This window comes from Leptolyngbya sp. FACHB-36 (assembly GCF_014695955.1).
GTDB lineage: Bacteria > Cyanobacteriota > Cyanobacteriia > Leptolyngbyales > Leptolyngbyaceae > FACHB-36.
The window spans coordinates 1-3,246 of the sequence record NZ_JACJPG010000197.1 but is presented as its reverse complement, the minus strand read 5'-3'; the positions used below and the strand labels follow the sequence as shown (position 1 = coordinate 3,246).

The window sequence follows — 3,246 nt, the reverse complement described above, 5'->3', positions numbered from 1 at the left end:
GATGTGCTAAACATCAGCAGGACGATCGACCAGCACGCGCCTTCGATGAAATTGCACCTTTGATGAAGGACGATCGCTCTGCGGGTTGATTCGGTTCTAGTTTTATCTCGCCACAATAAAGCGTGAATATCACCTCAGCGCGCTTCTGGGAAGGCGAGAAAAGTATGAAATCGTGGATGGTCATCGCCGCCGTAACTATAGCGGTCGCGCTAGGCAGCAACGTCCTAAGACCCAAGGACATTAAGTGGTTCATACGTCTGCGGCGTCCGAGTTGGTTAACCTTCGAGCCGTTGATTCCGATCATCTGGACCGTTGTGTTTATCTGTGGCGCGTGGTCCGCTTACATTGTTTGGGAGCGCACCCAAAGCTGGCAACTGATGGCGTTTTATCTGCTGCTAGAGATTTCGATCGTGCTCTATCCGCCAGTGACGCTGTGGACTCGCAGCCTGACGAAGGGCACGATCGTCGGCGGCATTGGCGTGGTGCTGGGAGTCATTCTGACGCTACTCGTTTGGCAAATTTCTGGGTGGGCGGCATTGCTGCTGGTGCCTTATCTCCTATGGAGTCCGATCGGCACGTACACAACTTGGGAAATGAGCCGCCTCAACCCCGAATCTGCTTAGACTTCCTCCAAGCGGTAGGATGATAGAGAGTTTCGAGGACTTACTCTATGACCCGCGCCATTATGGAAACCGACAAGGGCACAATTCACCTGGATCTGTTCGACCAGGACGCGCCCAACACGGTTAAGAATTTTGTAGACCTGTCGAACAAAGGCTACTACGACGGATTAGCATTCCATCGCGTTATCTCCGACTTCATGGTTCAAGGCGGCTGTCCAAATACCCGTGAGGGAGCACAGGGAGTACCAGGAACGGGCGGACCCGGCTACACCATTAAGTGCGAAATAAACCCCAATAAGCACGAAGCAGGCACGCTGTCGATGGCGCATGCTGGACGCGACACTGGCGGCAGTCAGTTCTTCATCTGCCATTCGCCACAGTCGCATTTGGATGGCGTGCACACTGTGTTTGGTAAAACTGAAAACATGGATGTGGTCAATGCAATTCGGCAAGGCGATCGCATTCGCTCTGTGAAAATCGAGGCATAAAGTGGGAAGCCAGTAAGGCTTAGCCCGTACTGGAGACGCTTATTCTGTCTTTAGTACGGGCTAGGCACCGAGTAATGATGCAGAACTTCTTGCCCCCAACGAACCAGCGTTTCGGGTCCTTCTACCATTAACAAGTAGCGCCCTTGCAGAAGATGATGCCGATAAATACTTGCGGCGTTGCCTTCCCCGAGGTATCCAATCAGTGCGCCGACGATCGCCCCAATCACACCGCTAACCACGCCTGCCAGCAGGACGAGCCCCGCATGAATTCCTGCCTGCTGCCAAATTAGTGCCGCTGCCGCGCAGAGAACCGTCCCCAGGATGGTGGATCGCAGCGCTAACCGCCGAGCCGTCCGCACGGCAATTTGTCGTGGGCGCATTAGTCCAACTCGTTCGGGACTGCTGTAGCCTTCACCAACGATCGCTAAATGCTCTGGGGAAATACCGTGATACTGCAACAAGCGATACGCCTGAAAAGCCGTTGACTCATCAGGCAGTACGACAATGGCAAGGTGTGGCGATCGACGTCTGAGCGGGGGCTTCCGCCCAAATTGTGAAGTAGTCACAAGGATATCCTGGAAAACTCGGAGGCGTTTAGCTGAATTTTAGCGCTTGTCGTCTGAATACCGGAGTAGCTTTCGGTGGATTTAACGAAGTCTTTAGCGACGAGCATTATTTGCTCATAGCCATGCTGCGCTGACTGAATTGGCTCTCCGCAGCTCTACTGATCAATTGAACAGATTGCTAGAACGTATTCTAAAGCTTTCTAAAACCTTTGGCAGCCCCCAAGCGTCTTAAATCATCCTCTAAAACTTCGGGCTGCAAGACGTTAGGGGGATCTGAAGGAACTAGCGTCAGGGATTCGTTTACTGGTTGAAATTGGGACCACCGAGCGAGTCAGCAGATGAACTAACTAAGCTGTCTCAGTCATTCCACGGATTACCGCTGCACATATCCTAGATACCCTCGAACTAGGGAGATCGAGCAGGTGGGGCTGTATCGGTCAGGCAAACGACTCGCTCAAAAGCTACAATCGCACTGAACTACGTTACAGGGTCCTCTCACGCGCTTCGCATCGTCCAGGTTCTATGGCGTATTCATGACGGATTTCCGGCTCAAGCTTCAAAATGCAGTGAGGGGTGGACGTTGGTTCGCAACTCGTTTTCTAAGACACCCTACGATCGTCTCCAGCCTTCTCATTACCAGCGTTATTTTTGGAATCCGACAGCTTAGCGGACTGCAATCGCTGGAACTGCTGACCTTTGATCAGATGACGCGCTGGCGACCGGACGCCGGACCTGATTCACGGTTGCTCATCGTCACAATTACCGAAGAAGACATTCGGCAGCAGAACCGCTGGCCCCTCTCGGATGAGTCCGTCGCCCAACTGCTGGCAACGCTGCAGCAATATCGTCCCAGAGCGATCGGCTTAGACCTCTACCGAGATGTACCACATCCGCCGGGAAACGCTGCGCTGTTGGAACAGCTTCGGCGTCCTAATGTCATTTCGATTCAGCTGCTAGAAAGTGCCGGAGCGGGTGGAGTGTCACCGCCCAGAGGGGTACCCGAAACTCAGATTGGCTTCAGCGATTTCTTGGTGGACCCCGACGCAACAATCCGCCGCAATTTCTTGTTCGCAGCGACCAAAACGGAGCGCTGGTTCTCGTTTTCGCTGCGGTCCAGCCTGCGTTACTTGGCGGCAGACAATCAACAGCTTCAGGTAACGCCGACTTCTCTCCAGATTGGGACGGCGGTATTCACTCCGCTTACCAGAACCTCCGGCGGCTATGAGGCATTGGACGATCGCGGTTACCAAGTGCTGCTAAACTACCGCTCTGCAGCAAACGTGGCGCGACAGGTAACGTTGACCCAGGTGTTGAGCAGCACAATTCCGGCAGACTGGGTGACGGACAAGCTCGTGCTAATCGGCACGACTGCTCCCAGCGCCAAAGATTTATTTCTGACTCCTCACAACTTTGCATCGGATCGAAGCCCGTCGATGCCGGGAGTGCTGGTTCACGCTCAGATGGCAAGCCAAATCCTTAGTGTTGTTTTAGATGGGCAACCCCTTGTTTGGTTCTGGTCCGAGGCTGGTGAACTGGGCTGGATTTGGGCGTGGTCGATCGTCGGGGGAG

General features: G+C 53.8%; 4 protein-coding genes. 3 read left to right on the top strand and 1 reads right to left on the bottom strand.

From position 1 onward, the window contains the following. Positions 1 to 164 precede the first annotated feature (164 nt). A complete protein-coding gene (locus tag H6F43_RS04480) occupies positions 165 to 623 on the top strand; it encodes a tryptophan-rich sensory protein (RefSeq protein WP_190341074.1) in 459 nt (152 codons plus the stop codon). A 47-nt stretch (positions 624 to 670) separates the two neighbouring features. Further along, positions 671 to 1,111: a peptidylprolyl isomerase gene (locus H6F43_RS04475; RefSeq protein ID WP_190341073.1), complete on the top strand. Its 441-nt coding sequence runs from the start codon at positions 671 to 673 to the stop codon at positions 1,109 to 1,111. Between the two features lie 50 nt (positions 1,112 to 1,161). Here H6F43_RS04475 and H6F43_RS04470 read toward each other — a convergent pair whose 3' ends face one another. Continuing rightward, complete coding sequence (locus H6F43_RS04470; protein WP_190341071.1) at positions 1,162 to 1,677, bottom strand: hypothetical protein; 516 nt, start codon at positions 1,675 to 1,677, stop codon at positions 1,162 to 1,164. 533 nt (positions 1,678 to 2,210) lie between these two features. Here H6F43_RS04470 and H6F43_RS04465 point away from each other — a divergent pair. Then, positions 2,211 to 3,246: CHASE2 domain-containing protein (locus tag H6F43_RS04465; protein ID WP_190341069.1), on the top strand; the 1,036-nt coding region annotated here is incomplete at its 3' end.